Genomic DNA, 15,327 nt, shown 5'->3' with positions numbered 1-15,327 from the left:
AATCCACGCGATTGTTACGCCAAATATCCCGGCAGTTTCGATCTCCATTCGCTCATCAATACCAAAGCGCACTCCACGGTTTCTCCATTTGTGTCCTGAAGCTCAAGAGTGCCTGCCGGAACGGTCGTATCCCAAGCAAAATTATCGGAAAGGAAATTCAGCAAATCGCGCTTGTAGGCCGTGTCGAGATTGTCGAGTTGATCGCCTTTCGTTTCTAGAACGGCAATCCGGTCGCCACCCTCGTTTCGCTGAACAGCAAAAATGAAATCTGGATAAATTTTGCCCCGTCGCCAACCCTGCAAACCGTATTGCTTGCGCGCCACATTACGGTGCCACCATTTCAGTGCGTCATCGTTGTCGAGATATCCGGCAACCGCGCGCTCGTCAGTGTTGAGTTCTGATTCGTAAATTGGTGCAAAGAGGCTCTTTGCCAGTGAGCCGCCAGCAATACTGTGCAGTTGCGGTGCTCCCAACGGTTCTGTGGTTTCAACACTGAAGGGTAGCCGCCAGTTCTTTCCATCTAGCCGCAACCTGAATTGAACACCGCCGGTCGCCACTGCTGCTTTAAAAAGCGCTTCAGCCTTTGCCGCGCGTTCCATATCGAGCGCACGGCGCAATTCGTCAACAATGCGGCTAGCGATCGCCCCAATCTTGGCATCATTAAAGCCCTTGGTCTTCAGTACGTGTAGCAAGCTGCCAACAATTTCCCGAGCAACGAAAGGATTGGGTACGAGGTCGGAAATCATGCGTACGGCATAGGCGGGATCAAAACGCAAAGCCTCTTGCGCAATGGAAAGTGTTTCTGCTGCGAAATGCTCCGGCGTATCTGCAATGCTGATGCGCTGTAGCTGACGTGCAGCCGCTTGCGTGTTTTCTGGGATCGCGTCAGCAATAAAGGTGGGGTCGAAACCACGCCAGTCTATGGCTGCCAAAATGTCGGTTTCATAGTCCAGATCTCGCGTCAGTCCATTCTCGATGACTAACACCTTGGGCAGGTATATTTCTTGTGATGAAAATTCCGCGCGCCTATTAATCAAACGCGCTGTTTTGACGTTTGCCGAGTCTCCCCCTTGGTGGACTGCAATCACCAAATCACCCAGTCCATCTTTTTCCAGGCCTTCTTTGATATTTGCCACGACCTCAGCGGTGCCTGCCTGATGCGTAATCACATAGCATTCATCGAGTGGGTCAATGCCGGTTTTCAGTGCGCCCGGTTGGCGAAGGATGCGGCCAACAAGCTGCGTCATAGCCCTCAGATTTGAATTGGCAGACAGCGAACAAAGTACGTATGCGAATGGGCAGTCCCAACCTTCTTGTAGGGCCTGCTTAGTAATAATCGCCCGCACGCGGTTGAACGGCGATAGGAGGTCCTGATTTTCAGGGGCGCTTAGATCATTTGTTTCGGCTGTCTTGATCGCAATTTCGGCTTCATCAAAGCCAGCAGTCAAAAGCCATTCCTTCACATCTTCAGAATGGATGAGGCCCGCGCTGCGCTGATCCTTGCCGGTACGTTCCACCTGTATCAACATTATAGGACGTATATAGCGATTGGTTTGACCGCGAAGGCTCTCAGCTTCCCGTTGAAGTACATTCAACCGTTCAATTGCAGCGGCAAGTGTCGTTTTCCAGTCAGAGTTTTGACGCGTATCAAGGTTCAGCGGCATCTTAATCATGCCCTCTTTGTCGAGTTCGACGCCGGTTACCTCAACAAGCACATTGGCATAACGGCCCGGATGTGGATTCCTTCCCCCTCTCGGCTGCACATCATGGGGCGTTGCGGTCAACTCCAGCACAAAGGATGGGTTGAACCCATAAAGCGTCTCAAAAGCTAGATCGGAGACGGCCCTATGGCCTTCATCGAGCACAACAACAGGGCGGATTATCCGCAAGGCATTGCCCAGTGAATCCTTAATCAATGGCCAAGCCACGGGGTTGTCAGCAAGGTCATAGAGCGACAGATTGGGAATCGCAGCACTCATATCCGAATGGGCTTTTTGATCGCCTTGGGGTGGTGTGAATCCCGATACATCGCCCCGGTCCTGAAACATCTTCAGCGTATCCTTGGTTTCGCGATTCGCTGATTGCAGCATCAACAACATAACGCAGAGCTGGCTCTCCACATCGCGCGAATCGAGTCGGTCTGTCTTCTCCATGATTCGAACACGGCCCGCAGCGGCCCGATCAAGCATTTGCCGATAGGGGTCTTGTCGATCCCTCAGGCGATTAAGCGTTTGGGAATAGATCGCTTCATTGGGTACAATCCAAAGTACAAAGCCGGTATTGCTGTTGAGATAGCGTCCGAAAATGCGTGATAGTCCATTGATCGCCACATAAGTCTTGCCACCACCGGTTGGCACTTTCAGCACAGCATTCGGCACGGAGCGGCCAATACCGTCACGTCGCTCCGAATGAGCGATTGCCACTCGAGAAGGTGGCAGTTTGTTGTCGCGGCGCAATTGATCCCAAGCTAGCGCCGAAAAATCGGGAACTTCGATGCCTAGACTGGGCTCACTTGCGGCCATATCCGCTATTCTGTCCGCGCGGACTTTATGGAGCGTCAATGCATCGAGATAGGTGTCGAGCGCGTCTAGAATGCGGTCCTGATAGGCAAGTTGGCGCATTAGGCCCGCTCAATCCGGTAAAGCGCGAAGGGGAGGGGTACGAATTCAACGCGCAGCCCTTCTTCGGCAATGAGTTTTTGTGAGACAAAGCGTGACGCAGCAAAAACGAGATGATCCTTGTCGGGATGCGCCGCTGCAATCTTGCGTGCAAAGCCCAGAGTCAAAGCAGCATCCGGCCCCTTCAACCAGTTGAGATCTGCTCGGTAGATCAGCCAAACGTGCTGATCGCCGTTCAACCCGAGATAGAATTCTTCCTGATTGAGTGCGCCGCCATTTAGCGGATGATTGGTTGCTGTGTGATAGAGGACGCTACCCAAGGCGTCGTAGGATGGCAGACTTTGGCCGGTCAGGATAGCGTCAAGTTCCACCGGATCGCCCAATGTACAGTAGGTGAAACCGCCTCCTAAGCCATCGGCTCGCTCAGCGAACGCCTTTTCACCGGTCACAACTAGTTCGCCATCTTTTACTTCCTTTTTGATCCGATCATATTCATGCCCATGCAGGTTCTCGAGTCCCTGCACCATACTGACAAGATCATTGGGCGTCTCAATTGCGCGCCAGTTCAACCTTTCGCGTAAGAGTTCGGTCTTTTGCGTTCCGATGAATTCATAGCCATTGATCACCCGACGTACACGTTCGGCTGTTAACCGGTCGGCATATTCTTCCATCTCAGCGAGGATGAAACGGCGACGACCGCCATCTCGTTTGTTGGCTTCGAGGACAGCATGGGCAGTGGTGCCTAATCCCGCGAAAGAATCGAGAACAAGTGCGTCTTTCTTAGGAACAAGTCTCAAAATCTTTTGTATTTCGACGGTTTTGGGGTTGGGAAGAGATCGGATGTATCCACCTCAGGAAAGATACGCTTCAACTCATACTTGGCATTTCGGTTATGGCCTGTTTCCTCTATGTTTGCCCAAAGCGTAGATGGCGCGAGGCCACCTTGGTCCTGTAGATAAGTTTTTCTCAATATTCCGCGCTCTGTATCCGTGAAGATAATCTCACCGCTCGCGATCTTTGTCGATAATACCTGCCTGCTCCACCGCCAACCATTTGGTGGCGACTCCAACACCCGTCCGTTGGGATGGTCAATTGTATATCTTAAATTATCGCGTGGGTTTGGGGAGCTAAGATTTCCCGGAAACCAAGGGCCCTTCGGATCATTATCTGGATTTGAATAATGTTGATTGTGAGCTTCCTCGCGTTCAAGTCTTTCGGACAGCCATTCAGGGTTTTTGGAGTACGCGTAGATGGTGTTGTGGTCCACCGAAAACCGCTTTGAATCATGATTCGAGCTATCTGCCGAGCGCCAGATAATTTCGCCAACAAATAAATCTGATCCGAAAACTTCGTCCAGCATGCATCTTAAACGATGAGTTTCATTATCATCGATGGAAACGAACAGAGTTCCATCTTCCGCCAGCAGATCATACAATAAGCGCAAACGGGGCCACATCATAGCGCACCACTTGTCATGTCTCAGGCCGTCCTCAATGCCGATAGGATTGGCCGCCAGCCATTCCTTGATCATTGGAGCATTAACGTTGTCGTTATAGGCCCAACCTTCGTTCCCAGTATTGTATGGCGGGTCAATGAAGATGCAGTCCACCTCGCCCGCATATCTAGGCAAAAGTCCTTTTAGCGCGTGCAAATTGTCGCCTTGAATGATCAAGTTGCCAGTAAGATCAACCTCACCAATGCCTTTGTCAGAATGGGGCACAAGCGGACGAAACGGCACGGAAAGATGGTGGTTATAGACAAATTCCTTGCCCTTGAATGTCAGTTCCGTCACCACGCTGCATCTCCCCAAGTTGAATTCAGATAGAATCGAAAGACTGGCCAGATAGCAAGCCGTGTAGGTGCTTCAAATTCGATTGGTTTGGGTTTTTGCACTTTTAAGAAACGTCTCGAGCGCTGCAATCGCGACCGGATCGATGCTGTGAGTTACGTCATTCGAACTGGTGCCAAGCTTGCGGATAATTTCCGCCTGCCGGTGACTGGATACTTCGCCATACGATCGAAAAGTTGTCAGGACATGTTCATGGCCCAGGTTTTGGCTCCATGCTTTGAATTCTTCTGGCGTTTTGCAAAGGGTTTCCCCGAGTCGGGCAAGGGTGGTGCGGAATGAATGGGGGTTGAAGTAGGGAAGTCCGGCCTCGTTGAAAGATTGGCCGAATATGCGGCGGATCGCAGCAGCGTTTTTCCAATGCTTGCGCTCCAGCCCCAATGGCGCGAAATGCCCATTGGCATCAAGACCAACTTGTGTTTGCGGAAACAATGGGTCATCCGATCCATAGACACACTCGTTTTTGAGTGTAGCAATCCAGTCGCCAACAATTGCTTCCGCGACATCACCAACTGGGAAAAACCAAGTGGTGAAGGTCTTCCGGTTCTTTGTGCGCACGTCACGGGCATCCTGAAAAACCATGCGTCGTTCTAGATTAACATGGCGCAGTGACATTGAAGCCAATGCGTCGTCGCGCGCGCCCGTCAGAACTGCGAAGGCGATCAACGCCCGGTTGCGTTTCTCTAACAACGTTACCGATTTCATGTTTCTAATGACGTGCATGATTTGGCCAAGGTCAGGTGCCGCTTTTTCCCGTTTCGCCGTGGCGATACGGCTGTCATTAGCGGATGGATTGAAATAGTCGGAATCTGAATAGCTGATTTTCGATTTGTAGCCCGGTTGGCCAGCCAGCCAATGAAAAAATGCTTTAAGCGCCATCAGTCGAGAATGAATGGTGGCTTTGGCCAAGGGTTTGCCGGTATCCTGCTTGATCGCTTCATTCTGAAGCCGCTTAAAGCGCCGGGCTTGCTCGATATTAAAGGCGGCAAAATCCTTGTAATTGGTGGATACTTCAAAGAACGCGATTGCCGCCGCTGCTTGGTCAGCGGAAGTTGATGAAAGGCGCTTGGCCTCTTCAAGCCAAATCAGGTATTGGCGCTTGATCCGTTCGTTTTTAGGATGGTGCTTTCGCATGTGGTTTTGTCTCCTATTGCAAGTGATCATTCAGGCAGGGTTAGGCGCGCTTGTTTATGCGTTCTTTGTCCTGCCTAATTGTCACCGTCAGAATTGCCTTCAGTGCCTCAAGATTCATTACTGAAACGCGCTTGTGCATGAGGGTGGAGCATTCTTCGCAGATCGCCCGCAGGTTGCCGCTCGTGGAGTCCATGGGCAGAAACTCCACTTCGCCAAAGGCAGGAGGTCGTGGCTCACGGCACGAAAAGCAATAACATTCGGTCAACTGGCATTTCCGTTTGACGATCTTTCGGCTTTTGAGAAAGTCGGCAAGATCACTACCCAAGATTAACGCTGGCTTTCGATCCTGAAGGGCAGGAAGGCCGCTTTTCATCCAGCGCCGGACAGTGCCCTCTGCTACACGAAGGACGCGAGCGGCTTCATCGACCGTGTAATTTCTGTGCTGCCTAAGCGCCCGTCCATGTGCGCGCCGCGCCATTCAGCGTACCCCGCTTTCGATCAGCGAGTGAATATCTTGTACACGCCATGCTGTGATGCGTGGACCAAGCTTGATGGGCTTGGGAAAGCGACCATCTTTGACGCCTGCCCACCATGTGGACTTGCTGACAGGGATTGGACCGCGTGGCGAAATGATCGCGGATAGTCGGACGAAGCCGGTAGTAGGGAAAGACATGTCGTTCGGCACGGTGCCACCTCGTTCTGTTAAACATGAGGTGGTCTTAGGATGGCCGACATTGTTTTAGGACGAACTCGGTTAAAGCAAAACCGAATTCGGTTTGGGAATTCTATTCGGTTTCGCCCGGCAGGAGGTCCTTTCCCTCATTCAGATATTTGCGGATGGTATCGGCGTCCAGGGAAACACCTAATTTTGTCAAATCGTCTGCGATTTCGGTGGTCGCCGCATTTCGTCCAATCTTGGGTTCGTATCGATAGCCTGCAATTGCCATTCCAATTATCAGCTTCAAGAGACTCTCGCGTTCACGCGTACCGAGTGGCTTTTCCGAAGAGGACTGTGGCGAGGCTTCGAGCTCCACGATGCGAGCTTTGAGCGCGTCATGCATGGATTTGTATTGATCCAAGATGCCCACATAACCTGCGATTTGCTTGCTATGCTCATCGCCTATTTCCGACAGATGCTCAGAGCGTTTCTTCAAGTCGGCAAGCCGACCAGCCCTTTCTTCCGTGAGCTGGCTTTCAAGTTTTTCGAAGAGCTCATTCTTCTGGTCAAATAGAGTTTTCCAGTCTGCAATTTGAATGCCAAGCGCTTCGACCGCCTTCACGAGCTCTTCGGGCATATCAAAGCGCGTTCGTTGTGCCCATGCCAAGAAGATACGCGGAATAGTGGATTTCCAAATCTGGCCCATTGTTTCGGCGCGGCTAACCAAGACTTGCTTTGCAGAGAATTGGCCTACGAATGGTGATACATTGGCCAGAGATTTCAATCGCTCCCATGAAACAACTCTTGGATCTTTTCCGAAGGACAAGGCCACCGCTTCATCGATTGTCCAGTACGACATTTTGGCCCAGTATTCGAAATCAGCATTCGAGGATGGCTGGTTAAAGAATCGGGCCTGTTCTTCCTCTCTTTGCTTTTCCTGATAGTTATCAATTTCTCTTTTTCGAGCTTCTGCCGCGAGTTGCTGTATTCCCTCCAGCCCTAGCCCGGCGAGTTCTTTACGGAAAGCGCTGGCCTGCTCGTTGGCTTTGCGCAACTGGGTCTTGATATCGTCTGAATAGTGAGGATTCTCCAAGGGGCCGGGATAGGCAGCCAATATTGGAAAACGTTCGTGTACCAAGTATTGAATGGGATTGGTCTTCCAAGGTGCAGAAAATACCGCCATGTCCGTGCCGATTCGCTGGTTGAGGCCACCGACAATACAACTTTAGTCTACATCCTTCTAATTAGTTCAAGTTCATTTCCCCACCATTCTGCCATTTTGACACGCTCGTCCCAATAAAGTGCACGATGATACGCCCGACGAACCTCATCAGCGCCCACATGCGCAAGTTCTGCTTCAATAGCATCGGACGACCATTCACCGCTTTCGTTCAAGAGTGATGAAGCACTTGCGCGAAAGCCATGGGAAGTGGCTTCGCTGTTGGTGAAGCCCAAGCGCCGAAGTGCGCCGTTCAACGTATTTTCGCTCATGGGCCGCAAACGCGACGTGATCGCCGGAAAAACAAGTACTCCGTCGCCAGTCAGCTTTTGCAGCTCTTGCAGAATTATGATGGTTTGCGACGAAAGAGGCTTCCGATGTTCACGCCGCATTTTCATCCGTGCAGCAGGAATAGCCCAGATTGCCTTTTCCAAATCAAACTCTTTCCATTCAGCTTGGCGAAGTTCGCCCGGTCGTGGATAGAGAAGTGATATGAGCTGCAGCGCCATTCTCGTTTCCGGCATACCGTCATAACTCCAGATCGCTCGAAGCAATCCGCCGAACGCCTTTCTGCTTGTGATTGCCGCTCTATGAGTGACCACGGGCGCTGTTAAGGCACCTCTCAATCCAAAGGTGGGATCGTTCTCTGCTCGCGTTGTAGCGATAGCGTAGCGGAAGACCTGCCCGATTGTGGAACGCATGCGCCGGGCTGTCTCATAGTTGCCTCTGCTTTCAACCTTTCGAAGGGAACCCAGGATTTCGGTCGCAGTAATCTCCGAGATAGGCCGTAGCCCTAGATCAGGTCGAGCGAGATCGACAAGCCAGCGTTTCTTGACCATGGTGGCTGCCGCCTTACCTTCACGTTCAACCTTGGTGAGGAACTCGTCAGCAATACCGCCAAACGTTTCGGCCCGTGCCATCTGCTTGTTGATACGCTCCAGCTTCGTCTGGTGTGCAGGGTCCGTTCCGTTGGCAAGCAGCTTCTTGGCATCGTCGCGCTTTCGCCGGGCATCCTGTAGCGAAACGGCAGGATAGGTGCCAAGCGCCAATAGTTTTTGTTTGCTTCCGAAACGGTACGCCAGACGCCAAAGCTTTGAACCTTGAACTGTGAGAAGCAAATGCAACCCAGCGCCGTCACTGTGCTTTTTCGGGGTTGAACCGGGCTTCAATGCCTTAATGAAGGTATCTGTAAGCGCCATTTGTTGGTATCCGACTTTGCCGAGGCGTTGGAATTTTCGAGAATACCAACAAATGTACCAACAAAACGTTCGGATGCAATAGGACGGCATTGGACGTCAGAAAACAAAAAAGCCCGGAAACCGGGCCTTTTGTCTGATTTCAGTACCGTATCGGACGGTGTGAAATGGGAATTTGGTGCCCAGAAGAGGACTCGAACCTCCACGCCTTGCGGCACACGGACCTGAACCGTGCGCGTCTACCAATTCCGCCATCTGGGCAGCGGGGTTCCATGTAAGGGGAGCCCGCTGGTCTGTCAATCCACTTGCCGGGGAATTCGAAGCGATTTGTCAGTCGCCCGCAGGCTTGCAGTTCAACCCACGAGTACTTCTTTCGAGGCGACGGTGGAATCGGCATTAAGTTTGTAGATGATCGGAACGCCGGTCGCGAGTTCCTGTGCAACGATCTCCTCGCCCGTCAGGCCGTCCAGCGCCATGATCAGCGCCCGCAGTGAATTCCCGTGCGCCACCACCAGTACATTTTCCCCCCGCAGCACGTGGGGCTGGATATCGTGCATGTAATAGGGCCAGACACGGGCGCCGGTGTCGCGCAGGCTTTCACCGCCGGGTGGCGGCACATCATAGGAACGCCGCCAGATATGAACCTGCTCTTCGCCCCATTTGGCGCGCGCATCGTCCTTGTTCAGACCAGACAGATCACCATAGTCACGCTCGTTCAAAGCCTGATTCCTGATCGTGTCCAGGCCCGTCTGGCCGATCTCTTCAAGAATGTGATCGAGTGTCGCCTGAGCGCGAGAAAGGACAGACGTATAGGCCATATGAAAATTCAGCTCCTTGGCCCTCAGGCGCTTTCCGGCATCTCTCGCTTCCTCGTGGCCGAGCTGGGTCAGAGCGGGGTCGCGCCAGCCCGTGAAAAGGTTCTTCAAGTTCCATTCGCTCTGGCCATGGCGGACAAGCACGAGGGTTCCGGACATTGCAATACTCCTGTTGACAGACTTATGTATCGAGGCCGAGGACATCGAGCATGGTGTAAAGACCCGGTTTGCGGCCTCTGCCCCATAGCGCCGCCTTGACCGCGCCGCGCGCGAAGATCGACCGGTCCTCTGCATGATGGGAAAGCGTTATACGCTCACCTTGACCGGCCAGGATCACGGAATGGTCGCCCACGACCGAGCCACCACGCAGTGACGCAAAGCCGATCGTACCTGCTTCGCGAGCTCCGGTATGGCCGTCGCGCACCCTTACGCTATGCTGTCCGAGTCCGATATTGCGGCCCTCGGCAGCAGCCTCGCCGAGTAGCAGAGCGGTGCCCGAAGGCGCGTCAACCTTATGCTTGTGGTGCATTTCCAGAATCTCGACGTCGAAATCATCCGCGCCTAAGGCTTTTGCAGCCTGTTTGACGAGGACGGCGAGCAGATTTACGCCGAGGCTCATATTGCCGGACTTGATGACGACCGCATGACGAGCGGCCAAAGCAATCTTCGCATCGTCTGTACTATCGCAACCGGTAGTACCAACGACATGGACAATGCCGGTCTGGGCGGCAAGGCCGGCGAATTCTACGCTCGCCGCCGGCGTGGTAAAATCAAGGACGCCTTCTACGCCAGCGAATGCGGCCAGAGCGTCGTCTGAGATTGGAACCCCCAGCTTGCCGACCCCAGCAAGTACACCCGCGTCGCTGCCTATATGAGGAGATCCTACCCTCTCGATTGCGCCGGAAAGCATGGCGCCCGGGGTCGAATGAATGATACGGATAAGCGTCTGACCCATGCGGCCCGCTGCGCCGACGACCGCAAGTTTCATCGGGGTTGGCTGTTCCACGTCACTCATTCAGCTGGTCTCGCTATCGGCGTCTGGATATCCTCGCTATCGTAGATGGGCGACTCTTCCCTGCCCTGCAACTGATAGAAGCGGGCATAGACCCCATTGGGGCGGGCGAGAAGTGTTTCGTGAACGCCTTCCTCCACCACACGCCCGGCTTCCATGACCACGATATGATCCGCGTTGACGATGGTCGACAGGCGGTGGGCAATGACGATGGTGGTACGCCCTTGCATGACGCGTTCCAGTGCCTGCTGGACGCGTTTTTCCGACTCGTTGTCGAGCGCGGAAGTTGCTTCGTCCAAAAGCAGGATCGATGCGTCGCGCACAATAGCGCGGGCGATCGAGAGGCGCTGACGCTGGCCGCCGGAAAGCGTCACGCCGTTCTCACCGACTTCCGTGCCATAGCTCTGCGGCTGCTGGCGGATGAACTCGTCTGCATTGGCGAGCTTCGCTGCTTCGATGATCTCCTCATCGGTGGCATCCGGGCGGCCATAGCGGATATTGTCGGCGATCGTTCCTTCGAATAGATAGGGTTGCTGCGAGACATAGGCAATCTGCCTGCGCAGCGAGCGCTTGCTGACATAGGCGATATCCTGCCCATCGACCAGGATACGGCCGCCATTGATATCGTAAAAGCGCTGGACAAGCCCGATCAACGTCGACTTGCCAGCGCCGGAAGCGCCGATAATGGCGGTGGTCTTGCCAGCTTCCGCCGTGAAGCTGATGCCATGCAGCACCGGCACGCCAGTGCCATAGCTAAAGGTGACATTGTCGAATTGCACCTCGCCGCTCTGCACGGCGATCGGCACGGCGCCGATGCTGTCCGCCTGACGCGGCTCGATGTCGAGGATCTCGTAGATCATGCGCGCATTGACCAACGATCGTTCGAGCCCAACCTGCACCTTCGCAAGGCGACGTACCGGATCATAAGCGAGGAGCACAGCGGTCATGAAGCCGAACATGGCGCCGGGCGGCTCGGCATTATACACCGCGCGGTAGCCCGTATAGATGATCATCGAGGCGATGGCGATGCCGGCGATGAGTTCGGTGATCGGCGTCATACGCTCCGAAACACGCGCGATCTTGTTGGCGCGTTCCTCGGCCCGCTTGATCAGCGCACTGATCTTGATGCGCAACTGGTCTTCCATGGTGAACGCCTTGACGATGGCGATGCCTTGCGTCGCCTCCTGCATGGCGCCGATCAGATGCGAGTTCAGCGTCACGGATTCGCGATGAATGCTGCGCAGGCGCCTTGCCAGATACCGGACCACAAGTACCAGAGGCGGCCCGACGAGCAGGGCGATCAGCGACAGGAATGGATCGAGCAAGACCATGCTCACGATGAGCGCGATCAGCGTCGGCACGTCCTTGGCGATGGTCGTGACGACGATATCCAAAAGCTCGCGTACACCGCCAACGTTCTGGTTGATACGGGCAGCAAGCTGGCCAGAGCGGGTGTCGTGATAGAAATCGAGGCCGAGCTTCATCAGGTGATCAAAGACGCGGGCTTGATAACGCGCGACGATGTTGTTGCCGATTCTCGCCATGGTCACGGACTGGACATAAGTCGCAACGCCGCGAATGACGAAAGCACCAAGAATGCCGAGACTGATCGGAAGGATAAGATCTTCGCGGCGTTCGTAATAGATCTTGTTGATCACGTCCTTGAAGATATAGGCGACGAAAGCCGTCGTGCAGGCCACCGCAAGCATGGCGACGATGGCAATGGCATAGGAAGAGCGGTGATCGTGCAGATTTTCGCCAAGGACCCTGCCGATGACGCGCTTCGCCTCGGATGGATCGATCTTCTTTTTCCTGGTCTGTTCGCTCATTACTGGCGGCAACTCGCTGGTACTGAAAAATCCGGCAAAGGCGCTGCTTTTGCCGCTTGTTAAGTCCCTATAGCTTTATTGGCCCGGCTTGCCTATCGGTTTTGGCCTTGGTTGCAAAGGGAGTAGGCGAGTGTTGCTCTTGTGCCCCGCACCGGTCAGTCGCGACGCCAGCGGCGCCCTTCGGTTGAAATGCCAAAGCGGGTCGGTGTACGCGAGAAGGCGGAAAGGCCGCTCAAGGCCGCCAGAGGATGCGTTATGATATAGACCGGCGTCTCGCGTAGAATTTCAGTGTGAGGAGCCTTGTCCTCGAAAGCCTGGCGGAAGGCCGGATCTTTCAAGGGCTGTACGATCTTCTGGACGATGCCGCCCGCAAGGTAAACGCCGCCTCGCGCCATGAATGTCAGCGCAAAATCGCCGGCAAGGCGGCCGAGATAGGTCACGAACAGCGCCAGTGTCTCCTTGGCCTCCGGGGACGATCCAGCGAGGCCTGCCGCAGTGATGTCAGCGGGTGTCTGTAACGTTGGCTCGGTGCCTTCCACCTTGCAAATAGCACGATAGATATTCTGGAGGCCGCGCCCGCACAGCAACTGTTCGCCGGAAATGCGCCCCTCGATATGCTCGATATGCGGAAAGATTTCCAGGTCGCGGTGCGTGCGGGGGCCCATGTCCACATGCCCCCCCTCGCCGGGAACGGGCACCCAGCTATTGCGCGCCCGCACCATGCCTGCGACGCCGAGGCCGGTTCCGGGTCCAAGTACTGCCCGGCTGCCGTGCGGATCGCCCGCACCGCCGCCGAGTTTTTCCAGATGTTTCGGTTCTAGCGAAACAACCGCGAGAGCCTGCGCCTCGAAATCGTTCAGTACGGTTATGTCGCGCAGGCCGAGCGTCTCCATCATCTGATGCGGCTTGACCACCCAAGCGCAGTTCGTAAGGTCGATCTCGTCACCTTCGACGGGTCCGGCAATGGCCAGCACCGCGGAGCGTGGCTGAATGGATGTATGGTCGAGGATGGCGTTCTGGATCGCCTCGTCGATAGTGGGGTATTCCGCAGTCTGGAGAACCGGAAATTCCTTTGGCTCCGCATAGGCGTCGACCAGAATGGCGAACCGCGCATTGGTGCCGCCGATGTCTCCGACCAGAATCGGAAATTTCATGATGTGGTCGGTATCTGCCTGCGTAACCATTTTAGCTTCCCGTTGTGCATCCCATTACGCCTCGGAGGCGTGAGGTGTAATCAGTGTATCTGTGGTTGCATCGTCGCGCAGCAATCCCCGTTTTTGCACCAAAACCTCGGCAGTCGCGCGGTTCAGCGCCATCGGGATATCGTAAACGCTGCCAAGTCGCATAAGCGCCTTGACGTCGACATCATGGGGCATTGGAGAGAGCGGGTCGACAAAGAAAATCAGACCGTCGATCTTGCCCTCGGCTATCAGAGCGCCGATCTGCTGGTCGCCCCCAAGTGGTCCGCTCTTGACCCGGGTAATTGTCAGCGAAGGACAGGCATCTTGCACAAGACCGCCAGTCGTACCCGTCGCAATGATCGTGCAAGGTGCCAGCAATTGCTCATAAGCGCGAGCAAACGCCACCATATCGTCCTTTTTTTGATCATGCGCTATCAGCGCGAGGCGAAATGGTTGTGTCATCAAATCTCTATAACGGCTTGGGCCCTAAATCGATTGAAACCCTATAACCAATTCAGAACCGCATGAAAAGGCCGGAGGTAAAAAAGACTTGGGCAGGTCATTGCGCGTCTGTTCCTCCTGATTTGGCGGGCAAATCTGCTTTGCGTGGTTCGACAGGCTCACCATGGGGAGGTGGTGCGGCCGTAGGATAGTCGAAGGCGTCACGACATGCGCCCGAGTCGTGCTCCTGGTTCCCTGCAATCATCGACCTCCCTCAGGTGAGGCTGTCGAACCACGCACAGCTACAATGCGGTCAGTCAAAACTACTGCGCCGGCACGCCTTCCGGCAAATCGCCCCCTTCCGGGGCATAGGCCGTTGCCGGAGTTCCCGCCGCAGCAGGCTGCGCAACTTTCGCACCTGCGCCGTAGGTCACTTCATCAGCCGATTTCGGCCCTGGCGCGTTGAGGATCATCGCGCAGGCCTTCGGCAGGTCGGAGAGCATGGTAACCTTCGGCTTCACCGGCTTGGCGGGTTCCGGTGCTTTCCTCCAAGGCTCATCGGTGAACCACCAGGCTAGCGACTTGCCACAGCCATCGTCGGCGCCGATCGGTTCTTGCGGCTTGCAGTTGGGCGAACCAGGCTGGCATCTTATCCGCACATGGAAATGGTAGTAATGCCCCCAGTAGGGCCGGATTTTTGCCATCCAGCCACGGTCTCCCTGTACGCTGTCGCAGAGCTTCTTTTTGATGCCGGGATGAACGAAGATTCGTTCCACCTCCGGGTAGCTTGCTGCCCGTTTCAAGAGCGCCGTTCGTGATGACGTCCATTTATCCGGATCGACATAAAGTGTGTCTCCCCTGAGCATCGATGTGGCTTCAACCTTCTCGCGCTCATCGTTCGTAAAGCGCCGCTTCGGCATGGGAGTCAACCAGATATCGGCGTCCAGTCCTACCTGATGCGAGGCATGGCCTGTCAGCATCGGCCCGCCGCGCGGCTGCGATATGTCACCGACGAGCAACCCCGGCCAGCCATCCTTGGCAGCGGAATCGCGTGCCAGCCGCTCGAGAAGGGCGATCATCCGTGGATGTCCCCATCGACGGTTGCGCGACAGGCGCATGACCTGCCAGGCGGGACCATCCACGGGCAGCGCTACGCCGCCTGCGAGGCAGCCCTTGGCGTAGAATCCCGCCGACTGCGGAGCGCCGACGGTTGGCAAAGCCTGAGCTCCGAACAATTGCTTGGCAGGCCCGTCCTCGGCAACCGCATCAACCGCGGTAGTAAACGAAAGGAGCGCAGCTAACGCGAGGCGCCGCAGGGTATTCGATATCATGATCGCTGTCCCACAAGTGACCCGCAATAATCTGTATTGCCGATCCG

At 54.9% G+C, this 15,327-nt stretch carries 12 protein-coding genes, 1 tRNA gene and 1 pseudogene; all 14 read right to left on the bottom strand.

Annotated elements, in window-relative coordinates:
• Positions 1–14: 14 nt before the first annotated feature.
• The 14 genes and pseudogenes from CU100_RS02165 to mepA all read right to left on the bottom strand — a co-directional run bounded on the left by CU100_RS02165 (position 15) and on the right by mepA (position 15,280).
• Positions 15–2,621, bottom strand: a complete 2,607-nt coding sequence (locus tag CU100_RS02165) for a DEAD/DEAH box helicase (RefSeq protein WP_106714907.1) — start codon at positions 2,619–2,621, stop codon at positions 15–17.
• A pseudogene (locus tag CU100_RS27120) lies at positions 2,621–4,227 on the bottom strand (site-specific DNA-methyltransferase). The gene CU100_RS02165 and the pseudogene CU100_RS27120 overlap by 1 nt, the downstream one beginning before the upstream one ends.
• A gap of 255 nt (positions 4,228–4,482) precedes the next feature.
• Positions 4,483–5,598, bottom strand: a complete 1,116-nt coding sequence (locus tag CU100_RS02150; RefSeq protein WP_106714905.1) for a site-specific integrase — start codon at positions 5,596–5,598, stop codon at positions 4,483–4,485.
• Between the two features lie 40 nt (positions 5,599–5,638).
• The gene (locus CU100_RS27610; RefSeq protein WP_106714904.1) at positions 5,639–6,076 is read right to left on the bottom strand and encodes a helix-turn-helix domain-containing protein; all 438 of its coding nucleotides are present in this window, start codon (positions 6,074–6,076) and stop codon (positions 5,639–5,641) included.
• Entirely contained in the window at positions 6,077–6,271 is a 195-nt protein-coding gene (locus CU100_RS02140) for a helix-turn-helix transcriptional regulator (RefSeq protein ID WP_106714903.1), read from the bottom strand.
• A 112-nt stretch (positions 6,272–6,383) separates the two neighbouring features.
• Positions 6,384–7,439 (bottom strand): hypothetical protein, encoded by a 1,056-nt coding sequence (locus CU100_RS02135; protein WP_106714902.1) that lies wholly within the window; start codon positions 7,437–7,439, stop codon positions 6,384–6,386.
• Between the two features lie 47 nt (positions 7,440–7,486).
• Positions 7,487–8,674, bottom strand: a complete 1,188-nt coding sequence (locus tag CU100_RS02130) for a tyrosine-type recombinase/integrase (protein WP_106714901.1) — start codon at positions 8,672–8,674, stop codon at positions 7,487–7,489.
• A gap of 173 nt (positions 8,675–8,847) precedes the next feature.
• A tRNA-Leu gene (locus CU100_RS02125) sits at positions 8,848–8,932 on the bottom strand.
• A 92-nt stretch (positions 8,933–9,024) separates the two neighbouring features.
• Positions 9,025–9,645, bottom strand: a complete 621-nt coding sequence (locus tag CU100_RS02120; protein WP_106714900.1) for a 2,3-bisphosphoglycerate-dependent phosphoglycerate mutase — start codon at positions 9,643–9,645, stop codon at positions 9,025–9,027.
• 22 nt (positions 9,646–9,667) lie between these two features.
• Entirely contained in the window at positions 9,668–10,501 is an 834-nt protein-coding gene (gene dapB / locus CU100_RS02115; protein ID WP_106714899.1) for a 4-hydroxy-tetrahydrodipicolinate reductase, read from the bottom strand.
• Positions 10,498–12,327, bottom strand: a complete 1,830-nt coding sequence (locus CU100_RS02110; protein ID WP_106714898.1) for an ABC transporter ATP-binding protein — start codon at positions 12,325–12,327, stop codon at positions 10,498–10,500. Before CU100_RS02110 ends, dapB begins: the two co-directional genes overlap by 4 nt.
• A 155-nt stretch (positions 12,328–12,482) precedes the next feature.
• The gene (locus tag CU100_RS02105; protein WP_106714897.1) at positions 12,483–13,511 is read right to left on the bottom strand and encodes a glucokinase; all 1,029 of its coding nucleotides are present in this window, start codon (positions 13,509–13,511) and stop codon (positions 12,483–12,485) included.
• A 24-nt stretch (positions 13,512–13,535) separates the two neighbouring features.
• The gene (locus CU100_RS02100; RefSeq protein WP_106714896.1) at positions 13,536–13,970 is read right to left on the bottom strand and encodes a methylglyoxal synthase; all 435 of its coding nucleotides are present in this window, start codon (positions 13,968–13,970) and stop codon (positions 13,536–13,538) included.
• A gap of 302 nt (positions 13,971–14,272) precedes the next feature.
• Positions 14,273–15,280, bottom strand: a complete 1,008-nt coding sequence (gene mepA / locus CU100_RS02095) for a penicillin-insensitive murein endopeptidase (protein ID WP_106714895.1) — start codon at positions 15,278–15,280, stop codon at positions 14,273–14,275.
• Positions 15,281–15,327: the final 47 nt, after the last annotated feature.

Source organism: Phyllobacterium endophyticum (assembly GCF_003010935.1).
In the GTDB taxonomy this organism is placed as follows: Bacteria; Pseudomonadota; Alphaproteobacteria; order Rhizobiales; family Rhizobiaceae; genus Phyllobacterium; species Phyllobacterium endophyticum.
The sequence above is the reverse complement of the archived record's forward strand: the minus strand, read 5'-3'. Positions and strand labels throughout refer to the sequence as shown.